The following is a 20,377-nucleotide window of genomic DNA, read 5'->3' as shown; positions in this document are numbered from 1 at the left end:
CTGACGCCACTTCCCCGGCGCCAGGTCGGAGCGGATGGGGATCAGGGTCTGGGGATCAGGACCGCCGGGCGATGATGATGAACCCGCGCGACATCCACACCCCCGTCATGCTCGAGCGCTGCATCGAGCTGCTGGCACCTGCGCTCGAGCGCGACGGCGCGGTCTTCGTCGACGCCACGCTCGGCATGGGCGGCCACTCCGAGGCGTTCCTGCAGCGCTTCCCGAAGCTCCAGCTCGTCGGCCTCGACCGCGACACCGACGCCCTCCGCATCGCGGGCGAGCGCCTCGCTCCCTTCGGCGACCGCGTGCACCTCGTGCACACCGTCTACGACGGCATCGCGGACGCGGTGACCTCGAGCGGATTCTCCGCGGCAGACGGCATCCTGTTCGATCTGGGCGTCTCGTCGCTGCAGCTCGATGTCGCCGACCGCGGCTTCGCGTACGCGCAGGATGCGCCGCTCGACATGCGCATGGACCAGTCGGCGGGGACGACGGCCGCCGACATCCTGGCGACATACGGCGAGGGAGACCTGCGCCGCATCTTCGAGCGGTACGGCGAGGAGAAGCTCGCGGGTCGCTACGCCCGCGCGATCATCGCCGCGCGCGCGGAGGCGCCGATCGAGCGGTCCGGCCGGCTGGTCGAGATCCTGCAGGCGGCGACTCCCGCCGCCGCCCAGCGCACCGGCCACCCCGCGAAGCGCGTGTTCCAGGCGCTGCGCATCGAGGTGAACCGCGAGCTGTCGGTGCTCGAGCGTGCGGTGCCGTCGGCGCTCGGCATCCTTCCGGTCGGGGGCCGCATCGTCGTGCTCTCGTACCAGTCCCTCGAAGACAGGCTCGTGAAGCGCGCGTTCGCCGATGCCTCGGCGTCGACCGCTCCTCAGGGGCTGCCGGTCGAGCTGCCCGAGCACGCGCCGAAGTTCCGACTGCTCGTCAAAGGTGCCGAGCTCGCCACCGACGAGGAGCGCGCGGTCAACCCGCGCGCGACGCCGGTGCGCCTCCGAGCCGCTGAGCGCGTGAGGCCCGAGCACGCGGAGGGTGCCGCATGAGCACGATCGCGAACGCCACCACCAGCGCGCGCCTCGGCCGGGCCGTCGCCCCGGAAAGGACGGATGCCCCGCGCCGCCGGCTGCGGGTGCTCGACGCGCCGGCACGCCGGCGTCGCCCGAAGCTCTTCTACGGCATCGTGGCGGTGCTGGGGGCGTTCCTCATCGCCGCTGCCCAGATGTCGCTGTCGATCATGACGACGCAGGGCACGTACGAGATCGCAGCCCTGACGAAGGAGCAGCGCGACCTCACGTACGAGAAGCAGATCCTGTACGACGACGTCGCCGGCCTGAGCTCCCCCCAGTACCTGGCCGCGAACGCGGCCGCGCTCGGCATGGTCATCAACGAAGCGCCCAGTTACCTTCGCCTCAGCGACGGCGCGATCCTCGGTCCGTCCGAGGTCGCGATGGGCACCTCGTCGGTCGACGCGATCGGCCGCGGATCGGTGCCCAACGCGCTCATCACGAACACCCCTCTCGTCACCGTGCCCGACGCGACCATCGACGGGCTGCCGGTCGAGGTCGCCGAGACGCCCGACGGCGGAGTGGGCAACACTCCGCCGCCGATCACGGATGGACTGCCCACTCCGAGCACACACTGAAGCGACGACGCCGAGCCGAGAACCGATCGAGACGCCCCACTGCACGAGGCGCAGAGCACGAGACGCAGATGACGACACGAAGCACGAGAAGTCCCCGCCGCCGAACCGTCGTGGCCCTGGCCGTCGTGCTGGCGGTGCTCGCCGGATTCATCGTGCGCCTCGTCGACATCCAGGTCGTGAACGCCGACGACCACATCAAGGACTCTCTCGACGTCGCCTTCGCCGGCGAGCAGACGCTCTACGGCACCCGCGGCGCGATCGTCGACACCAACGGGCAGACTCTGGCGGGCAGCATCCTTCGCTATGACTGCCAGCTGTCTCCGCTGCTCATCACGCAGATCGACGAGCAGGTGCTCGCGGGCGACTCGGACGACCGGCTGTGGGCGGACGTGTCGAACGACGTCGCCGAGATCACCGGGCAGACGCCCGAAGAGGTCCGTGCGATCGTGGGCACCGCCCTCGCCGAGGACCCGAACTCGCAGTACGCGGTGCTGAAGACGGGCGTGTCGACGGAGCAGTTCCGCGCACTGGCCGACCTCAAGACGCCGTACATCGCATGCGTCTCGCACCCCGCGCGCACGTACCCTGACGGCGCGGTCGCCGGCAACCTCATCGGCTTCGTCGGAGCCGACGGCACCCCGCTCGAGAGTCTCGAGCAATCCCAGAACGACTGCCTCGCCGCGACGAACGGCACGCGCACGTACGAGAAGGGCAAGGACGGCGTCGTCATCCCGGGCACCGAGCAGGAGACGCCCGCCACGGACGGCGGCACGCTGCAGCTGACGATCGACCGCGATCTGCAGTGGTACATGCAGCAGCTCATCGCCGAGCAGACGCAGACGATGGCCGCGCAGCGCGGCGCGATCCTCGTCTACGAGGTGAAGACCGGCAAGGTGCGCGCCGCCGCCGAATACCCGACGGTCGACCCCAACGACTTCGCCGCGGCCGAGGTGAAGGACCGCACGAGCAGCATCTTCACCGACTGGTTCGAGCCCGGGTCGACCTTCAAGGGCCTGACTGCGGCGACCGTCATCGATGCCGGCGGTCAGACGCCGGACTCGACCGTGGTGGCATCGGGTCTCGAGAACTTCGACGGGGGCGCGCGCGTGCGCGACTCCTTCCAGCACCCGGCGTACACCTACACGCTCACCGGTGTGCTCATCGACTCGTCGAACGCGGGCATCTCGAAGTTCAGCCAGAAGGTCGACAAGCAGACGCGCTACGACTACTTCAAGCGCTTCGGCATCGGCGAGGGCACCGCCTCGGGGTATCCCGGCGAAGGCCAGGGGCTCATCTACCCGGCAGACCAGTGGGGCGCCCAGACGACACTCAACACCTCGTTCGGCCAGGGTGTCACCACGACCATGCCCGAACTCGCCCGGGCGTACGGCGCGATCGTGAACGGCGGCGTCAAGATGCCGCTGCAGATCATCGAATCGTGCACCAAGGCCGACGGCACGGTCGTCGAGCCGGACCTCGCCGAGCCGGAGCGGGTCGTCAGCGAGAGCACGTCGGCGCAGATGCGAGAGATGCTCGAGAACGTGTTCCTGCAGGCGCCCTACGCCAAGACGGTCGCGATCCCCGGTTACCGGCTCGGCGGCAAGACGGGCACGGGTGAGAAGAGCGACGGCCAGGGCAACTACAAGGCCGGCGTCTACTACACCACGATGGTCGGCTTCGCCCCGGCCGACGACCCCGAGTACGTCGTCGTCGTCACCCTCGACGAGCCGACGAAGGTAACATCGTCTGCGGCCAACGCGACCGCGTTCCAGAAGGCCATGACCCAGGTTCTCAAGACCTACCGCGTCATGCCCTCGACGACGTCGCCGGAGCTGCTGCCCAAGTTCGGGTAGTGTCCCGAGCTTCCGGAGTTCCCCACATGATCGCGCTCAACATCGCCCAGATCGCCCGTGCCGTTTCGGGCGAGGTGCACCTCGCGAACGACGACACCCTCGACACCGTCGTGTCGGGGGCCGTCGACACCGACTCACGACTCATCGAGGCTGGCGGCATCTTCGTAGCCAAGCCCGGGGAAGAGACCGACGGGCACCTGTTCGTCGACGCCGCCGTCGACAAGGGCGCCGCTCTCGCCCTCGTCGAGCGGCGGGTCGAGGCATCCGTGTCCCAGATCGTGGTGCCCGATGCAGTCGCCGCGCTCGCGGACCTCGCGCGCGAGGTCGTGAAGACGGTGAAGGATGCCGGAGACCTGCGCGTCGTCGGCATCACCGGGTCGAACGGCAAGACGACGACGAAGAATCTGCTCGCCCGCATCCTCGAGGGCGAGGGCGAGACGGTGTCGCCGAAGGCGTCGTTCAACAACGAGGTCGGCGCTCCGCTCACGATGCTGCGCGTGACCGGGTCCACGAAGTACCTCGTCAGCGAGTTCGGCGCGAGCGCGCCCGGCGAGATCGCCCGGCTCGCGGGGCTCGTCGATCCCGACGTCGGCGTCGTGCTCATGGTGGGCATGGCGCACGCGGGCGGATTCGGCGGGATCGAGGCGACCTTCCACGCCAAGTCCGAGCTCGTGCGCGCGCTGAGCACCGGGGGAGTGGCGGTGCTCAACGCCGACGACGCGCGCGTCTCGGCGATGGCCCCCATCGCCGCCGAGCGGGGCGCTTCGGTGCGCTGGTTCGGCCGCGGCCCGGCCGCGACGGACGTGCGTGCCGACGACGTGGTGGTCACGGCATCCGGAACCTCGTTCACCGTCACCGCCGACGGCGTCTCGGTGCCGCTGCGCCTGCGGGTGCTGGGCGAGCATCACGTCATGAACGCCCTGGCCGCGATCGCCGCCGCGACGACGCTCGGGGTCTCCCTCGCCGACGCGGTCGCGCGCCTCGAGACCGTGGAGATCGCCGAGCGGTGGCGCATGCAGCCGCTCGGGTCGGAGCGCGTGCGCATCATCAACGACGCCTACAACGCCAGCCCCGACTCGATGGCGGCGGCCCTGCGCACCCTCGCGCAGATCACCGGTCCCGACGAGCGCACGGTCGCGGTGCTCGGGGCGATGAGCGAGCTCGGGGAGTACGCCGAGGAGGAGCACGATCGCGTCGGGCTGCTGGCCGTGCGGCTCGGCATCCAGCGCATCATCGTCGTGGGAGACGCGGCGCGCCGCATGTACCTCGAGGCCGTCGCGCAGGGCTCGTGGGACAACGAGGCCGTCTTCTTCTCCACCGCCGACGAGGCGTTCGACTACCTGCAGGGAGAGCTGCGGGACGGCGACCGCGTGCTGGTGAAGTCGTCGAACTCGGCCGGACTCCGGTTCCTCGGCGATCGTCTGGGAGAATCGTTCTCGTGAGATCTCTCCTTACTGCGGCGGCGATCTCGCTGGCATTCACCCTCTTCCTCACCCCGGTGTTCCTGCGGCTCTTCCGCAAATGGGGCTGGGGCCAGGTGATCCGGACGCCTGAAGACATCCGCAACCCCAACCACCAGACCAAGCGCGGCACGCCGACCATGGGCGGCACGATCTTCATCGTCGGCACGATCGTCGGCTACCTGGTCGGGTGCTACGTCGGCAACAACCCTCCGACGATCTCGGGTCTGCTCGTGATCTGGATGATGGTCGGCCTCGGGGCGGTCGGCTTCATCGACGACTACATGAAGGTGCGCCAGCAGAAGTTCATGGGCCTGAGCGGCTGGCGCAAGGTCGCCGGCCAGGTGGCTGTCACGGTGCCGTTCGGCATCGTGGCGCTGAACTTCCCCAACCAGTTCGATCAGACGCCGGCGTCGCCGTACATCTCCGTCTTCAGGGACGTGCCGGCCCTCGGGTTCATGACCCTCGGGCTCATTGCCGGCTGGATCCTCTACCTCGCCTGGGTCACCTTCATCGGCGTCGCGTTCTCCAACAGCACGAATGTGACCGACGGCCTCGACGGCATGGCGGCGGGAGCGGCGATCTTCGTCGTCGGCGCCTACAGCCTCATCGCCTTCTGGCAGTTCAATCAGGCGTGCTGGGGGAGCGACGCCCTCTCGGCCGCGGCGAAGGCCGCCTGCTATCCGACGCGCGACCCGTTCGATCTGGCCATCATCTCGGCGTCCTTCGTCGGCGCGCTGGTGGGGTTCCTCTGGTGGAACGCCCCCAAGGCCAAGGTCTTCATGGGTGACGTCGGATCCATGGCCATCGGCGGCGTGATCGCCGCGATGGCGATCCTCACCCGCACCGAGCTGCTCGCCGTGCTGGTCGCCGGCGTCTTCATCATCGGCCCCGGCTCGGTCATCCTCCAGCGGCTCTACTTCAAGATCACGCGCGGCAAGCGCCTCTTCCTCATGAGCCCGTTCCACCACCATCTCGAGCTGCGGGGCTGGTCGGAGGTCACGATCGTCGTGCGCATGTGGATCATCGCCGGCCTCCTGGCGGTATCGGGTGTCGGATTCTTCTACGTCGAATGGCTCTCTCGCACATGACCTCGGATCGCCTCCGCGCCCTCACCAGCTGGAACGCCGACTGGAAGGGCCTGCGGGTCGCCGTGCTCGGCCTGTCGGTCACCGGGTTCTCCGTCGCCGACACGCTGGCCGAGCTCGGCGCCGACGTCCTCGTCGTGACCGAGAAGGCCGATGAGGAGTACGAGCGCCTGCTGCCCGTCATCGGCGCACGACTGTGGACCGGACCGCTGGCGTCGGTGCCGGCCGAACTCGTGGACTTCGCCCCCGAGGTCGTCGTGGCGTCGCCGGGCTTCGCGCCGCGGCATCCGCTCATCTCGTGGGCGCGCGAGAACGACATCGCACTGTGGGGAGATGTCGAGCTCGCATGGCGCGTGCGCGACAAGGTGGTGCGAGCGGACGGCACCCCCGCCGACTGGATCCTCATCACGGGCACCAACGGCAAGACCACGACCACGCGTCTCACGGCCAGCCTGCTCGTCGCGGGGGGCCTGCGCGCCGCGCCGGTCGGCAACATCGGCACACCGGTGCTCGACGCGGTGCGCGACCCCTCCGGCTTCGACGCGCTGGTGGTCGAGCTGTCGAGCCACCAGCTCTGGTACCTCGGGCTGCAGGATTCGCCCGACCCGCTGTCCCCGCACGCCGCCGTGTGCCTCAACCTCGCCGACGACCACCTCGAATGGCACGGCTCGTTCGAGGAGTATCGCGCCGCCAAGGCCCACGTGTACGACAACACGCGCGTCGCCTGCGTGTACAACAAGGCGGATGCTGCCACCCAGCGCATGGTCGAGGAGGCCGACGTCGTCGAGGGTGCCCGCGCCATCGGCTTCGACCTCGGCGTGCCGGGGCCGAGCGACCTCGGCGTCGTCGAGGGCATCGTCGTGGACCGGGCGTTCCTCGAGGACCGGCACAAGAGCGTCCTGGAGCTCACCACGGTGGAGGAGCTCGGCTCGCTCGGCCTCGCGGCGCCGCACATCGTGTCCAACATCCTCGCCGCGGCGGCGCTCGCGCGCTCGCTGGACGTGGCACCCGTGGCGATCCGTGACGCGCTGCGCGGGTTCCGGCTGGACCCGCACCGCATCGAGGTCGTCGCGCGCCACGAAGGCGTGACATGGGTGGACGACTCCAAGGCGACCAACCCCCACGCCGCGGCCTCGTCGCTCGCCGCCTACCCGGGCGCCGTATGGGTGGTGGGGGGTCTGCTCAAGGGCGTGGACATCTCTCAGCTCGTCGCCGGGCGCGGTGCCGCGGCGAAGGCCGCGATCGTCATCGGGCTCGAACGCGGAGAGGTCGTCGCCGCGTTCGAGCGACACGCGCCGACGGTGCCGGTGTTCGAGGTCGACGCCGATGAGACTGAAGAGGTCATGGCGCGTGTCGTCGAACTGGCGGCAGGGGTGGCGCGTGACGGGGACGTGGTTCTGCTCGCTCCCGCCGCGGCATCCTTCGACCAGTTCGCGTCCTACGCGGACCGCGGCCGCAGATTCGCGGCGGCCGTGAGGGATCGGATCGAATCGGGGGCCCCGGGTGACGACGACGCAGCCGCCGCGGAGCCGGCAGACGCGCCCGACCCCGACGACTCCGGCGACCGAGGCTGAGAAGCCCGGGCGGCGCGGACTCGCCGCTCGCGTATCGCTCGGGCGCGTGTTCGCACCCGTGCCGAGCGAGTTCCTCCTCATCGCCTCGACCACGCTGCTTCTGACCGTCTTCGGGCTGGTCATGGTGCTCTCGGCGACCTCCGCGACGGCGACGGCCGCCGGCGAGGCGCCGTGGGAGATGGTGATCAAGCAGGTCGTCTTCGCCGTGATCGGCATCCCGCTCATGTTCATCGCGAGCCGCCTGCCCGTGACCTTCTGGAAGAAGATGGCGTGGCCGGCGCTGATCTTCGGCGTCGCGTTCCAGCTGCTCGTCTTCACCCCGCTCGGCCACGGCGCCGACGGCAACCGCAACTGGATCATCATCGGTGGATTCCAGGCCCAGCCCTCGGAGTTCCTCAAGCTCGGCCTCGCGCTCTGGGTCGCGTTCGTGCTGTTCCGCAAGCGCACACTGCTGACCAAGTGGCAGCACGTGTTCATCCCTCTGGTCCCCGTCGCCGGGCTGGCCATCGCGACGGTGCTCGCCGGCGATGACCTCGGCACCGCGATGATCCTCGTGCTCATCGTGCTGGGCGCGCTGTTCTTCTCGGGCGTCAAGCTGCGCATCTTCGTCCTGCCGGCGATCGCCGCGGCCGGGGCGGTGGCGTTCCTCGCCGTGACGAGCCCCGACCGCATGCGCCGGTTCATGAGCTTCCTCAACCCCAACTGCCTTGACGACTACTTCAACGACTGCTACCAGCCGCTGCACGGCATCTGGGGACTCGCGAGCGGCGGGATCTTCGGCCTGGGCCTGGGCAACTCGCGGGAGAAGTACGACTGGCTCCCCGCCGCCGCGAACGACTACATCTTCGCCATCGTCGGTGAGGAGCTGGGCCTCATCGGCTGCGCCGTCGTGCTGGCGCTGTTCGCTCTGTTCGCCGTGGGCGCGTTCCACGTCATCCGCAAGACCGACGACCCGTTCGTGCGCATCGCCGCCGGCGGGATCACCGTGTGGATCGTCGGCCAGGCGCTCATCAACATCGGCGTCGTGCTGCGCGTGTTCCCGGTGCTCGGTGTGCCGCTGCCGTTCATGTCGCAGGGCGGCACGTCGCTGCTCTCGGTGCTGCTGGCATGCGGCGTGCTGCTCGCGTTCGCGCGGTCGCTGCCGGCATCTGTCGCACGGCGCGAGGCCGCCATCGCCGAGGCCCGCGCTGCGCGCGAGCGCGCGAAGCTCCGCGCCGTCCGCTGACCTCGATCCCGGGTCCGGGTTTGGGGCGCGCGCCCTGCGTTCGGGGCGCACTCGTTGCGCCCCGAACGATCGCGACGCGCCCCGAACCCTGAGGGGCCGAGCCGGATAGGCTCGGGGAGTGACGACGTACCTCCTCGCCGGCGGTGGCACCGCCGGCCACGTCAACCCGCTCCTGGCTGTCGCCGACGCACTGCGCGCGCGCGACCCCGAGGCCGAGGTGCTCGTGCTCGGCACCCGGGAGGGGCTCGAGGCGCGGCTCGTGCCCGAGCGCGGCTACGAGCTGCTGTTCGTCGACAAGGTGCCGTTCCCGCGACGCCCGAACAGGGCGGCGGCCGCGTTCCCGGCGCGCTTCCCGCGCGCGATCTCGCAGGTGCGCGGGCACATCGCCCAGCGCGGCGTCGACGTGCTCGTCGGGTTCGGCGGCTACGCGTCGGCTCCGGCGTACATCGCGGCGCGGCGGGAGAACGTGCCGTTCGTCGTGCACGAGGCGAACGCGCGGCCGGGCCTGGCGAACGTGCTCGGCGCCCGCCGCGCCGCGGGCGTCGGGGTGGCGTTCGCGGGGACCCCGCTCAAGCGCTCGAAGGTCGTCGGCATGCCGCTGCGCCGCGAGATCGTCTCGCTCGACCGCGACGCGCTCCGCGAGGAGGCCGCCGCGTACTTCGGCCTCGATCCGGCACGGCCGGTGCTTCTCGTGTTCGGCGGTTCGCTCGGCGCCCAGCGGCTCAATGCCGCCTTCGGCGAGGGGCACGGCGAGGGCTGGCGCGCGGTGGTCGACGCAGGCTGGCAGCTGCTGCACGTGACCGGCGAGCGTTCCGAACTCGTCGACCCCGGCGCGGCCGGGTATGTCGTCCGCCGCTACGTCGACCGCATGGACCTCGCCTTCTCCCTGGCCGACTTCATCGTCTCGCGCGCCGGCTCGGCCACCGTCAGCGAGATCAGCGCGCTGGGCATCCCCACGGCCTACGTGCCCTACGCCGTCGGCAACGGCGAGCAGGCGCTGAATGCCTCCTCCGCAGTCCGCGCGGGCGCGGCGATCCTGATCCCCGACGCGGAGTTCACGGGCGACCGCGTGCGGTCCGAGATCGTGCCGCTCCTGGCCGACGAGGCCCGCCGCGCGGCGATGACGGCAGCTGCAGCATCCGTCGGGACCCGCACGGGTACGCAGAACGTCGTCGCGATGATCGACGACGCCCTCCGCGCCTGAGATGATCCGGGCGACGGCGGCGGCGCTGACGGGCGTCAGCCTGCTCGCGCTGAGCGGCTGTGTCGTCGGCCCGGGGGAGCCCCAGGGCGGACCCACGCCGGCGGCCTTCCTCGAGCGCGCGGAGCTGCCGTCGTGCGGCAGCGTGCGACTGGGGCAGGGCGAGGCGGTGCCGACGGAAGACATCGCGTGCCTCGAGGAGGCCACGACCGCCGGCGCCGAGCTCGCCGTGACGCGGGCCACCACGGAGGGCGACCCGTTCACGGTGTACTACCGCGTGCTTCCGGGTGGCGGGTGGGAGATCTACACCGACTTGACGAAGGACACGTACGGCGAGGGCTGGTGGCTCGACGAATGCCCCGACGCCCTGTCGATGTCACAGCTGGGGGAGTGCACGAACACCCGGCTGTGATCGGGCTCAGGCCGTGATGGCCCCTGGGGCGCGCAGCGCGGCGGTGACGACGACGAGCGCCTCCTCGGCGTCGAGGTGCAGGTCGCGCACCTGCGCGGCGAACGCCGCGGCGGCGCGCTGGAGCTGCTGACGCGCGGGGTCGGCGTCGAAGGCGACGAAGGTGCCATTGCGGCCACGCGTCTCGATGATTCCGGATGCCTCGAGCTCGCGGTACGCGCGGGCGACCGTGCCGGGTGCGACACCCAGGTCCTCGGCGAGGCGGCGCACCGTGGGCAGTCGCGCGCCCGCTGCGAGTTCGCCCGACGCGACGGCGTCGACGAGCCCGGTGCGCAGCTGTTCGAACGGCGGAACCGCGGAGGAAGGATCGATGACGATCATTGCGGGTGCTCCTCCTGACACGGACGCCTCGAACGACATATCGGACTCTCCGGCCATGACGTCGATTGTGCCGCCCTCTGTATCAATGTGTCAACACAACGCCGTGCTCACGCGCGCGGTCCCAGCGCGCCGGGGCCGCGGCATCCGTCGCCCAACTTAGACTTGACCGGTCATGATCAGACCCGATCTCAGTCTCCCCATTCCCGACGACATCACCGCCGCCCATTTCATCGGCATCGGCGGATCCGGCATGTCGGGACTCGCCCGCATGTATCTGGAGCGCGGCATCCGCGTCTCGGGCTCCGACCGCGCCGACAGCAAGGCGCTGCGCGAGCTCGCCGCGCTCGGCGCGACCGTCTACGTCGGGCACGACGCCGCGAACCTCGCGGACGACGTCGACACCGTCGTCCACACCGGCGCGATCTGGCCTGAGAACCCTGAGTTCGTGCTCGCCAAGGAGCGCGGCCTCCACGTGATCCACCGGTCCCAGGCGCTGTACTGGCTGATCGGCGGCCGCCGGCTCGTCTCGGTGGCCGGCGCTCACGGCAAAACCACGTCGACGGGCATGATCGTCACCGCGCTGCGCGACCTCGGCGTCCGGCCGACCTTCGTCAACGGTGGCGTGATCGCGCAGCTCGGCGTCTCCAGCGGCAGCGGCGACGACGACCTGTTCGTCATCGAGGCCGACGAGTCGGACGGCACGTTCCTGCTGTACGACACCTCGATCGCGCTCATCACGAACGTCGACCCCGACCACCTCGACCACTGGGGCACGCGCGACGCGTTCTACGCCGCATTCGCCCGGTTCGCGAACGAGGCGCGCGAAGCCGTCGTCATCTCGTCCGACGACGCGGGCGCGCAGCGCGTGACCGCGCAGCTGACCCACCCGAACGTGGTCACATTCGGCGAGGCCGAGGGCGCCGCGGTGCGGGTCACCGACATCGTCACCGACGGCCCGGTCTCGTTCCGCCTCACGCACGAGGGCGCCACCGTCGACGCGCAGCTGCCGGTGCCCGGCGCTCACAACGCGATCAACGCCGCCGGCGCGGTCGCCGTGCTGCTCACGCTCGGGCACGACCTCGAGCCGGCGGTCCGCGCGGTCGAGGGCTTCGCGGGCACTGTGCGCCGGTTCGAGCTGCACGGCGTCGAGCGCGGTGTCAGCGTCTTCGACGACTACGCGCACCACCCGACCGAGGTCGCCGCGGCCCTGGCCGCCGCGCGGTCGGTCGTCGGCGACGGGCGCCTCATCGCGATCCAGCAGCCGCACACTTACTCGCGGACACAGGAGATGTACCGCGAGTTCGCCGAGGTGCTCGAGCAGTACGCCGACCACACGGTCATGCTCGACGTCTACGGGGCTCGCGAAGACCCGGTGCCGGGGGTGACCGGCGAGCTCGTGAGCGACGCGTTCGCCGACCCGTCGCACGTGCATTACGTGCCCGACTGGCAGAAGGCCGCCGACTACACGGCCTCGGTCGCCCGAGAAGGCGACTACGTCATCACTCTCGGCTGCGGCAACGTCTACCTGATCATCCCGCAGGTGCTCGAGGCCCTCGCGCGCGAGCGCGCCGAAGCGTAGGGGTCGCATGCGCCGCCCGTCGCCGTTGCCGCAGTCGCCGGCCGCCTCGCGCGGCACGGCGGAGAAGGCAGCGCCGCCGCGCGCCGCCCGTGCCGTCGAGGCTCCTGTGCCGCGGACGCCCGAGCGGGAGCCCGAAGAGCCGACGCCCGACGAGCGCCCCACGGCTCCCGTCATCCCGCTGGCATCGCCGGCGCCGCGGCCCGACGCGAAGCCGACCGCCGAAGACACGACGACGAACCAGGGAACGGATGCCGCCGACGTCGGCTTCCTCGACGTGTTCAAGGCCGCTCGCGCCCGGCGCAGGGCGCTGCGCGCCGAGATCCGCCGCTTCACCGCGCGCCAGCGACGCCGGAGGGCGGTCTGGCTCGGGGTGGCGGCATCCGTCCTCCTCCTCGCCCTCGGCACCCTCGGTGCCGCCTACAGTCCGCTGTTCGGCGTGGAGAAGATCACCGTCGTCGGTGCGCAGCAGCTGGCCGTCGCCGACATCACCGACGCGCTGTCGGGGCAGCTCGGCACGCCTCTGCCGCTCGTCGACGAGAGCGCCATCAAAGCGGAGCTCGTCGCGTTCCCGCTGATCGAGACGTACGCCCTCGAGGCGCGTCCGCCGCACGAGCTCGTGGTGCGCATCGTCGAGCGCACCCCGATCGGGCTGATCGAGACCCGCGCCGGGTACACGCTCGTCGATGCCGCGGGGGTCGCGCTGTCGACGACGGCGACGCCGAGCCCGGGCACGCCGCTGCTCACGATCACCGGCGGCGTGGACTCCGAGGCTTTCGCCGCAGCCGGCCAGGTCATGAGAACGCTGCCGGCGGAGATCCGCGCGCAGGTGACCGCGGTCGCCGCCTCCACCCCCGACGACGTCACGCTCGAGCTGGGCGGCACCAACACCCAGGTGGTGTGGGGGAGCGCCGAGGAGTCGGCGAAGAAAGCGCTCGTACTGCAGTCGACCATGGCGGCTCGCCCGCCCGCCGACGTGTCGTCCTACGACGTCTCCTCACCGGACGCCGTCGTCGTCCGCTGACCTCGGCGGGCGTCTCGAGCCGACTTCCGGCACCGGATGCCGCGACACGCCGCCTCGGTCCGAGCACGCGCGCGGCGTCCGCCTACCTTCGTGACAAAGGAATTGCATACCGGGCAATTCTTTATACCTCTACTAGAGGTTGAAGGTTTAGACAGGTCCAGGGCTACGGAGGCCGGCATGAGCCAGAACCAGAACTACCTCGCCGTCATCAAGGTGGTCGGCGTCGGCGGCGGCGGCGTGAACGCGGTCAACCGCATGATCGAGCTCGGCCTGCGGGGCGTCGAGTTCATCGCCATCAACACCGACGCCCAGGCGCTGCTCATGAGCGACGCCGACGTCAAGCTCGACGTCGGCCGCGAGCTGACGAGGGGGCTCGGCGCAGGTGCCGATCCCGAGGTGGGGCGCCGTGCCGCCGAAGACCACGCGGAGGAGATCGAGGAGGCGCTGCGCGGCGCCGACATGGTCTTCGTCACCGCGGGCGAGGGCGGCGGCACCGGCACCGGCGGTGCCCCGGTCGTCGCGAAGATCGCGAAGTCGATAGGAGCACTCACGATCGGTGTCGTGACGAAGCCCTTCTCGTTCGAGGGGCGTCGTCGCCAGCAGCAGGCCGAGTCGGGCGTCGCGCGCCTGAAGGAAGAGGTCGACACCCTCATCGTGGTGCCGAACGACCGCCTGCTCGAGATCAGCGACCGCGGCATCTCGATGATCGAGGCGTTCGCCACCGCCGACCAGGTGCTCCTCGCCGGTGTTCAGGGCATCACGGACCTCATCACGACGCCCGGCCTCATCAACCTCGACTTCGCCGACGTCAAGTCGGTCATGCAGGGAGCCGGGTCGGCCCTCATGGGCATCGGCTCGGCACGGGGGGCGGATCGCGCCATCAAGGCCGCCGAGCTCGCCGTCGAATCGCCCCTGCTCGAGGCCTCGATCGAGGGCGCTCACGGCGTGCTGCTGTCGATCCAGGGCGGCTCGAACCTCGGCATCTTCGAGATCAACGACGCGGCGCAGCTGGTCAAGGAGGCCGCCCACCCCGAGGCGAACATCATCTTCGGTACCGTGATCGACGACACGCTCGGCGACGAGGTGCGCGTCACGGTCATCGCGGCGGGCTTCGACGGCGGCGAGCCGCAGGCCCGCATCGAGCCGATCGCGGCCGCACGCGTCGTCTCGGCACCCGCCGTGCCGGTGACGCCCGCCGACGAGGCCGCGAAGGATCGCGACGTGGTCGAGACGCCGGCTGCGATTCCCGTGACCGTCGGCGCGGTGACGGAGTCGTCGTACGACACCGCCTTCGGCGACGACGACCTCGACATCCCCGACTTCCTCAAGTAAGTGGGAGGCCTCGCCGAGCGTCTCGCGGCGATCGATGAGCGGATCGCGGATGCTGCGCGGGCAGCGCATCGCGATCCGTCCGAGCTCACCCGCATCGTCGTGACGAAGTTCCACCCCGCGACGCTCGTGGAGGAGCTGTACGGGCTCGGCGTGCGCGATGTGGGGGAGAACCGTCAGCAGGAGTTCAGCCGCAAGGCCGTCGAGGTCGGACACCTCGAGGGTCTGCGCTGGCACTTCATCGGGCAGGCGCAGACCAACAAGGCGCGCGCGATCCGGGCCGCAGCATCCGTCGTCCACTCTCTCGATCGCACGCGTCTCGCCGACGCCCTCGACGCCGCCGCCGGGCCGGACGATGCGGTGCTCGACGTCCTGCTGCAGGTGAACCTCACGGACGACCCGGGTCGCGGCGGCGTCGCACCGGGCGACCTCGAGGCGCTCGCCTCGCATGCCGCGGCGCTGCCTTCGCTCCGCGTGCGAGGGGTGATGGCGGTGGCGCCACTGGACGAGCCGCCGGCGCCCGCCTTCGAGCGCCTGAGCGCCCTGTCGGATGTCGTGCGCTCGGTCGTCCCCGACGCGGGCTGGATCTCCGCGGGCATGACCGCGGACTTCGCCGAGGCCATCGCGGCAGGCGCGACACACCTACGCATCGGGTCGGCAATCACCGGACCCAGGCCAGAACGCGGTTAGCCTCGGAACAGATGAGCACTACGGAGGATCAGATGTCGAACCCGCTCAAGAAGACCATGGTGTACCTCGGACTCGCGGACGAGGAAGAGGTCTACGAAGAGCCGGCCCCTCAGCCGCGTGCTCGCACCTCCGAGAAGGTGGTCGACAAGCCGGCGGCGCCGGTGACCCCGATCCACCGTCCCGCGGTCGTCCGTCAGCCGGCGCCCGCGGCCATCAACGAGATCCTGACGGTGCACCCCAAGCAGTACCGCGATGCCCAGATCATCGCGGAGAACTTCCGCGACGGCATCCCCGTGATCATCAACCTCTCGCAGATGAGCGACGCCGACGCGCGGCGCCTCATCGACTTCGCGAGCGGCTTGTCGCTCGGCCTCTACGGACGTATCGAGCGCGTCACCAGCAAGGTGTTCCTCCTCTCGCCCGAGAACGTCGCCGTGTCGGGCGACGGCGCGGTCGCGCAGGCGGATCCGGAGTCGGTTCCCTTCGCGCAGCCGTAATCTGGCTACGTGGCAGTCGTCCAACTCATCGCAGCGATCCTCAATCTCGCGCTGCTCCTCTATGTCTTCGTGCTGCTCTCGCGGCTGGTCCTCGACTGGATCCCGTTCTTCAATCGCGAGTGGCGCCCGCGCGGCGCCGGCCTCGTCGCCGCCGAGATCATCTACACCGTCACGGACCCGCCCATCCGGCTCTTCCGCCGGTTCATCCCGCCGTTGCGTGTGGGTGCCATCGCGATCGACTTCGGGTTCGCGCTGACGATGCTGCTGTGCTTCATCCTGCTCAGCATCACCCGCACCATCGCGGGCTGAACCGACTCATTCCGACGCGATCGTCGCCTTCGACACTCTCAGAACCGATGACTATGCTTTGCTGATACGAACGGCCGCCAGCCGGCGGCCGCCCCGACATCGGCCAGCGACCAGACGCTCGAAAGAGGAATCACCATGGCATTGTCCCCCGATGACGTCGTCACCAAGCAGTTCCAGCACGTCCGCTTCAAGGAGGGTTTCGACCCGGATGAGGTGGACGACTTCCTCGACGAGATCGTCGTGGAGTGGCGCAAGGCTCTCACCGAGAACGAAGAGCTGAAGGCCAAGCTGGCGGCGTACGAGTCGGGTGCGGCAGCGCCTGCCCCGGCTGCCGCCCCGGCGCCCGCCGCCGAGGCCCCCGCGGCCGGTACCGCCCCCGCCGCGAGCGCCGGCATCATCGAGCTGGCCCAGCGCCTGCACGACGAGCACGTCGCCGAGGGCATCGCACAGCGCGACCAGCTCATCGCCGACGCCAAGTCGCAGGCCGCGTCGATCGTGTCCGAGGCCGAGACCCGGGGTCGCGAGGAGCTGTCGAAGCTCGAGCGCGAGCGCACGACGCTCGAGGGCCGCATCTCCGAGCTGCGCAACTTCGAGCGCGACTACCGCGCACAGCTGCGCAGCTACATCGAGGGCAAGCTGCGCGACCTCGAGACCACGGCGACGGCGTCCGGCGCACAGCCGGTCTCCGCGCTGGGCCTCTAGGCCTTGTCGCGCCGACCACCCCTTCGTCAGGCGGCGGCCGGCACCATCATCGCGGTTCTCGCGATGCTGGTGCTGGCCGCCGACCAGTTGGCGAAGTATCTCGCGCTCGAGAACCTGCCCTACCAGGAACCGGTCGAGGTCCTCGGCGACTTCCTGAGCTTCTACCTGACCCGCAACCCCGGCGCCGCCTTCTCGCTCGGAGAGGAGGTCACGTGGATCTTCACGATCGCGCTGGCCGCCGTCGCCGTCGTCATCGCGTGGCTCGCCGCGACACGGGTGCGCTCGCGCCTGTGGGCGGTCGCCCTCGGGCTCCTCCTCGGCGGCGTGCTGGGCAACCTCACCGACCGCCTGTTCCGCGATCCCGGCTTCGGGGTCGGGCACGTCGTCGACTTCATCAACACGCCGTGGATGTGGTTCTTCCCCGGCATGTCCCCGGCGATCTACAACGTCGCCGACATCTTCATCGTGTGCGACATGATCGCGATCGCACTCTTGGTACTCGTGGGGGTTCACATGGACGGTACGCGCGACCACGGCCGCAAGGGCAAGGATGAGAACGAGGGCGATGAGACGCTTCTCGGCGCCGCGGGCGACCAGTTCGCCTCGGGCGGCACGGTGGAGGGCTTCGGCGACGAGTTCCCCGTCGCCGACCCGGATGCCGGCATCCCTGCGGCCGAGCGCGGGCTGCCGCCGCTGAGCGAGGCCGAGCAGCGCGAGGTCGAAGCAGAGGCCGAGCGAGAGGCCGAGGAGTACGAGGCCGAGCACGAGGCGGGCCACGATCCGAAGCGGCCCGAGTCCGGCGCCCAGCTCTGACGTGGACTCGCGCAGCCTTCCCATCCCCGACGGCCTCGACGGCGCCCGCGTGGACGCGGCCCTCGCCAAGATGCTCGGGTTCTCGCGCACGTTCGCCGCCGAGGTCGCCGAGGCGGGCGGCGTCACCATGGACGGGCGGACGCTGGCGAAGTCCGACAAGCTGCGCGGCGGCGCGTGGCTCGAGGTGGCGTGGACGCCCAAGGAGGAGCCCAGGGTCGTCCCCGTGGAGGTGCCCGACCTGGGCATCGTCTACGACGACGACGACATCGTGGTCATCGACAAACCCTCCGGCGTCGCGGCGCACCCCTCCCTCGGATGGGAGGGGCCGACCGTCCTCGGCGCCCTCGCCGCCGCCGGCTACCGTATCGCGACGACCGGGGCCGCCGAGCGCCAGGGCGTCGTGCACCGACTCGACGTCGGCACGAGCGGCCTCATGGTCGTCGCCAAGACCGAGAGCGCGTACGTCGCGCTCAAGCGCGCCTTCAAGGAGCGCGAGGTCGACAAGATCTACCACGCCGTCGTGCAGGGCCACCCCGACCCGCTCGCGGGTACGATCGACGCGCCGATCGGGCGGCATCCGTCCCACTCGTGGAAGTTCGCGGTGACCCCCGAGGGCAAGGATTCGGTCACGCACTATGAGACGCTCGAGGCGTTCCCCGGTGCGTCGCTGCTCGAGATCCACCTCGAGACCGGCCGCACCCACCAGATCCGCGTTCACATGGCCGCGCATCGGCACCCGTGCGTGGGCGATCCTCTGTACGGAGCCGACCCGACGATGTCGGCGCGGCTCGGCCTCACGCGCCAATGGCTGCACGCGCACGAGCTTTCGTTCGCCCATCCCACGGCGGGGGAGTGGGTCACGTTCACGTCGGACTATCCGGCCGACCTGGCCCACGCGCTCGGCGTGCTGCGCGGCGACTGAGCGCGGACATGCACGAACCGGAGTTCAGCGGCCGCCCTCGAACCGCGCGACCGCCTCGTCGCTGAGGGCAGACTCGATGCGCCGGCGCATGTCGGCCCCGACCTCGTCGGGAAGCGGTGCGAGGTCGAACCAGCCGACCTCTGTCATCTCGCCGTCCGCGGGGTAGGGCTCGCCCGACACCCACGTGCACCGGAAGGTGAGGTCGAGGTAGTCGCTCTGGTCGCCGTTCTCGTATGTGACGCGCGGGATCTGGTGAACCCAGGCCAGCCGGTCGGTGCGGCAGACCACTCCGGCTTCCTCGAGGGTCTCGCGCACGGCTGCGTCGGCGGGCTCCTCGCCGGGGTCCACGATGCCGGTGATCGGCGTGAGGTGGCCGTTGTCACTGCGGCGGCCGAGGAGCACGCGTCCGTCGCGAACGACCACCGCCGTCACGCCGACCAGGGGGAGCGGGTGCGTGCCGATCTTCTCGCGCAGCTCGAGAACGAAGTCAGGGGTGGGCATGCTGACACCTTATGCGCCGCTCCGCCGCGCGATCGCCACCGTCTGGACCATGTCGGAGGCGGCGGGCAGAGTGTTCGCATGTCGATCGTGGTGAGACCGGCGACCGTCTACGAAGACGTCGCGACGATGGTGGGCCCGAAGAATCCGGCGTCCAGCGTGTGCTTCTGCCTGAGCTACCGGATCCCTTCGAAGGAGAACATCGCCCTCAAGGGCCCGCAACGTGGTGAGCGGGTGCGGCGGCTCATCGATGAGGAGGGACCCATCGGCGTCCTCGCGTACGACGGCGACGAGGTCGTGGGGTGGGCGGGGGTGGCTCCTCGGACGCGTACGCATTTCGCGACGTTCCGCAAGATCCCGCACGTCGACGATCAGGATGCCTGGTCGGTCTGGTGCTTCCGTGTGCGGCCGGGTCATCGCAAGAAGGGCATCATGCACGCGCTCGTAGACGGTGCCGTCGAGTTCGCACGAGATCAGGGCGCTCCGGTGCTCGAGGGCTACCCCGTCGACAACGGAGGCGAGAAGGTCGATCTGACGATGGCGTACGTCGGCACGCGCCGGCTCTTCGAACAGGCGGGATTCGTCAAGGCGGCCGACACCGGATCGGTGCTGTCGGGGTTTCCCCGCGTGCTGATGCGCCTCGAGCTCTAGCGTGGAGGCGTGAACGAACTCCTGCGCCGTCGCTTCTCCCGCGCCAACACCCTCTACCTCGACTTCGTCGACGCGGTCTCGGCGGAGCAACTGGGCTCGCACCTCGCCGATCTGCCGTCCGACACGGTGGGCCACCAGCTCTGGTGCGTGCTCGGGGCTCGTGAGAGCTACCCTCGTGCGGCGCGCGCGGGGGAGTGGAAGGGCTTCACGAGTCCCGTCACCGGTGAGCACACGACGGATGCTGCGGCCCTGCGCGCGGCGTTCACGCGCACCGCAGCGGACGTGGAGGACTGGATCGCGGGGGTCGACGCCGAGGACGAGGCATCCCTCACATACGCACTTGCGCTGCTCGAACACGAGACGCAGCACCACGGCCAGCTCATCCGCTACCTGTACGGCCTCGGGATCGACCGCCCGGAGTCGTGGCAGCGCCAGTACGCGCTCGACGAGGAGTTCTGACACGAGCACCTTCACCCTCGAGTCGAGGGTGAAGGGACCTGACGGCGGGAGTCGGCGACTCACGCCGGATC

22 protein-coding genes are annotated in these 20,377 nt (G+C 70.3%); 20 read left to right on the top strand and 2 right to left on the bottom strand.

The genetic code is table 11. The features are described 5' to 3' along the window. The first annotated feature begins 77 nt into the window (after positions 1-77). From rsmH to JNB61_RS03600, 9 genes are all read left to right on the top strand, one after another. Complete coding sequence (rsmH, locus tag JNB61_RS03640; protein WP_220289415.1) at positions 78-1,046, top strand: 16S rRNA (cytosine(1402)-N(4))-methyltransferase RsmH; 969 nt, start codon at positions 78-80, stop codon at positions 1,044-1,046. Next, positions 1,043-1,645, top strand: a complete 603-nt coding sequence (locus tag JNB61_RS03635) for a hypothetical protein (RefSeq protein WP_220289322.1) — start codon at positions 1,043-1,045, stop codon at positions 1,643-1,645. Before rsmH ends, JNB61_RS03635 begins: the two co-directional genes overlap by 4 nt. 68 nt (positions 1,646-1,713) lie before the next feature. Beyond that, positions 1,714-3,498: a peptidoglycan D,D-transpeptidase FtsI family protein gene (locus JNB61_RS03630; RefSeq protein WP_220338747.1), complete on the top strand. Its 1,785-nt coding sequence runs from the start codon at positions 1,714-1,716 to the stop codon at positions 3,496-3,498. Between the two features lie 26 nt (positions 3,499-3,524). Then, positions 3,525-4,940, top strand: a complete 1,416-nt coding sequence (locus JNB61_RS03625) for a UDP-N-acetylmuramoyl-tripeptide--D-alanyl-D-alanine ligase (protein WP_220338746.1) — start codon at positions 3,525-3,527, stop codon at positions 4,938-4,940. Beyond that, positions 4,937-6,049: a phospho-N-acetylmuramoyl-pentapeptide-transferase gene (gene mraY / locus JNB61_RS03620; RefSeq protein WP_220289325.1), complete on the top strand. Its 1,113-nt coding sequence runs from the start codon at positions 4,937-4,939 to the stop codon at positions 6,047-6,049. Before JNB61_RS03625 ends, mraY begins: the two co-directional genes overlap by 4 nt. Beyond that, positions 6,046-7,620: a UDP-N-acetylmuramoyl-L-alanine--D-glutamate ligase gene (gene murD / locus JNB61_RS03615; protein WP_220338745.1), complete on the top strand. Its 1,575-nt coding sequence runs from the start codon at positions 6,046-6,048 to the stop codon at positions 7,618-7,620. The genes mraY and murD overlap by 4 nt, the downstream gene beginning before the upstream one ends. Then, a complete protein-coding gene (ftsW, locus tag JNB61_RS03610; protein WP_220338744.1) occupies positions 7,550-8,845 on the top strand; it encodes a putative lipid II flippase FtsW in 1,296 nt (431 codons plus the stop codon). Before murD ends, ftsW begins: the two co-directional genes overlap by 71 nt. A 118-nt stretch (positions 8,846-8,963) precedes the next feature. Then, positions 8,964-10,049 carry a UDP-N-acetylglucosamine--N-acetylmuramyl-(pentapeptide) pyrophosphoryl-undecaprenol N-acetylglucosamine transferase gene (locus tag JNB61_RS03605; protein ID WP_220338743.1) on the top strand — a complete coding sequence of 362 codons (1,086 nt, stop codon included), beginning with the start codon at positions 8,964-8,966 and terminating at the stop codon, positions 10,047-10,049. 1 nt (position 10,050) lies between these two features. Continuing rightward, entirely contained in the window at positions 10,051-10,458 is a 408-nt protein-coding gene (locus JNB61_RS03600; protein ID WP_220338742.1) for a hypothetical protein, read from the top strand. Between the two features lie 6 nt (positions 10,459-10,464). On the opposite strand, the gene JNB61_RS03595 is transcribed toward JNB61_RS03600, so the two are convergent. Further along, complete coding sequence (locus JNB61_RS03595; protein ID WP_220338741.1) at positions 10,465-10,836, bottom strand: GntR family transcriptional regulator; 372 nt, start codon at positions 10,834-10,836, stop codon at positions 10,465-10,467. Between the two features lie 172 nt (positions 10,837-11,008). Here JNB61_RS03595 and murC point away from each other — a divergent pair, with 172 nt between their 5' ends. From murC to JNB61_RS03550, 9 genes are all read left to right on the top strand, one after another. Next, a complete protein-coding gene (gene murC / locus JNB61_RS03590) occupies positions 11,009-12,415 on the top strand; it encodes a UDP-N-acetylmuramate--L-alanine ligase (protein WP_220338740.1) in 1,407 nt (468 codons plus the stop codon). Between the two features lie 7 nt (positions 12,416-12,422). Next, positions 12,423-13,436, top strand: coding sequence for an FtsQ-type POTRA domain-containing protein (locus JNB61_RS03585; RefSeq protein ID WP_220338739.1), 1,014 nt, complete (start codon positions 12,423-12,425; stop codon positions 13,434-13,436). Positions 13,437-13,613: 177 nt separating this feature from the next. Then, entirely contained in the window at positions 13,614-14,768 is a 1,155-nt protein-coding gene (gene ftsZ / locus JNB61_RS03580; protein ID WP_220289333.1) for a cell division protein FtsZ, read from the top strand. Beyond that, complete coding sequence (locus tag JNB61_RS03575; protein WP_220338738.1) at positions 14,769-15,455, top strand: YggS family pyridoxal phosphate-dependent enzyme; 687 nt, start codon at positions 14,769-14,771, stop codon at positions 15,453-15,455. A gap of 32 nt (positions 15,456-15,487) precedes the next feature. Beyond that, on the top strand, positions 15,488-15,952 hold the full coding sequence (locus JNB61_RS03570) for a cell division protein SepF (protein WP_220289416.1): 465 nt from the start codon (positions 15,488-15,490) through the stop codon (positions 15,950-15,952). A 9-nt stretch (positions 15,953-15,961) separates the two neighbouring features. Beyond that, positions 15,962-16,261, top strand: coding sequence for a YggT family protein (locus tag JNB61_RS03565; RefSeq protein ID WP_056367105.1), 300 nt, complete (start codon positions 15,962-15,964; stop codon positions 16,259-16,261). Between the two features lie 135 nt (positions 16,262-16,396). Then, a complete protein-coding gene (locus JNB61_RS03560; protein WP_220289335.1) occupies positions 16,397-16,963 on the top strand; it encodes a DivIVA domain-containing protein in 567 nt (188 codons plus the stop codon). A gap of 3 nt (positions 16,964-16,966) precedes the next feature. Then, positions 16,967-17,776 carry a signal peptidase II gene (lspA, locus tag JNB61_RS03555; protein ID WP_374226604.1) on the top strand — a complete coding sequence of 270 codons (810 nt, stop codon included), beginning with the start codon at positions 16,967-16,969 and terminating at the stop codon, positions 17,774-17,776. Position 17,777: 1 nt separating this feature from the next. After that, positions 17,778-18,698 (top strand): RluA family pseudouridine synthase, encoded by a 921-nt coding sequence (locus JNB61_RS03550; RefSeq protein ID WP_159844609.1) that lies wholly within the window; start codon positions 17,778-17,780, stop codon positions 18,696-18,698. Positions 18,699-18,722: 24 nt separating this feature from the next. Here JNB61_RS03550 and JNB61_RS03545 read toward each other — a convergent pair whose 3' ends face one another. Beyond that, positions 18,723-19,199 (bottom strand): NUDIX hydrolase, encoded by a 477-nt coding sequence (locus JNB61_RS03545; protein ID WP_220338737.1) that lies wholly within the window; start codon positions 19,197-19,199, stop codon positions 18,723-18,725. A 78-nt stretch (positions 19,200-19,277) separates the two neighbouring features. Between JNB61_RS03545 and JNB61_RS03540 the strand changes: the two genes are divergently transcribed. Together JNB61_RS03540 and JNB61_RS03535 are read left to right on the top strand one after the other, a co-directional pair. Further along, complete coding sequence (locus JNB61_RS03540; protein WP_220338736.1) at positions 19,278-19,847, top strand: GNAT family N-acetyltransferase; 570 nt, start codon at positions 19,278-19,280, stop codon at positions 19,845-19,847. Positions 19,848-19,856: 9 nt separating this feature from the next. Further along, positions 19,857-20,306 carry a DinB family protein gene (locus tag JNB61_RS03535; RefSeq protein WP_220289338.1) on the top strand — a complete coding sequence of 150 codons (450 nt, stop codon included), beginning with the start codon at positions 19,857-19,859 and terminating at the stop codon, positions 20,304-20,306. The last annotated feature ends 71 nt before the right edge of the window (positions 20,307-20,377 follow it).

Origin of the sequence: Microbacterium ureisolvens (assembly GCF_019511645.1) — a bacterium.
In the GTDB taxonomy this organism is placed as follows: domain Bacteria; phylum Actinomycetota; class Actinomycetes; order Actinomycetales; family Microbacteriaceae; genus Microbacterium; species Microbacterium ureisolvens_A.
This window is presented reverse-complemented; position numbering and strand designations above follow the sequence as displayed.